The organism is Staphylococcus sp. HMSC14D10 (assembly GCF_001808125.1).
Classification (GTDB): Bacteria; Bacillota; Bacilli; order Staphylococcales; family Staphylococcaceae; genus Staphylococcus; species Staphylococcus haemolyticus.
Window position 1 is genome coordinate 1 of sequence record NZ_KV792243.1, and the last position, 572, is coordinate 572.

Consider the following 572-nt stretch of genomic DNA (forward strand, 5'->3'; position numbering starts at 1 on the left):
TTTATTGATATTCTCTCTTTGACCTGTGACATATTCGTTGTATTCATCAAAATATTTTGCAGTTTTCAATTAAATTCCTCGTTTCAATTAGTTTTTAAGCCTATTTCTCTTATGTAGTTATATGGCTTTTTAATCTCTTTTTGTGGTAATCGTTTCGGTATAGTTTGCAGCAATATCAAGACTTTCTCAAAGTCGATATTATTTTCATTTCTGTTATAAATAAATTCTTTAAATGATTTCTTATCCAGATCATTCAACTTTGCTACAAACTCATCATTATTCATATTCTTTTCAGTAGCACCATCTTCTTTTTCTCTGAGTGCTTTCTCTTGATTAAGCGTCAACTTATGAGGATAAGTCTTTGCCTTTTGACGATTGTCATTTATATATGAATAATCGTTTTCTACACCTTTATTACGCTCATTTCTATTTATTTGAATATATTTGTATAGTTCAATCTTAAAACGCTCTACCATGTTCATATGAGCCTCTGAGCGTGTATTAATGTAATCTTTAATATACTTTTGTTCTTTAGTAGAGAAACGCCCTAGAACAGTATAAAAGGCGTTTAA

The 572-nt window shown here is 29.4% G+C and carries 2 pseudogenes; both read right to left on the bottom strand.

The features are described 5' to 3' along the window. Positions 1 to 69: pseudogene (locus HMPREF3134_RS12420) on the bottom strand (pathogenicity island protein); the annotation flags it as partial. Positions 70 to 83: 14 nt separating this feature from the next. Next, a pseudogene (locus HMPREF3134_RS12425) lies at positions 84 to 572 on the bottom strand (hypothetical protein); the annotation flags it as partial.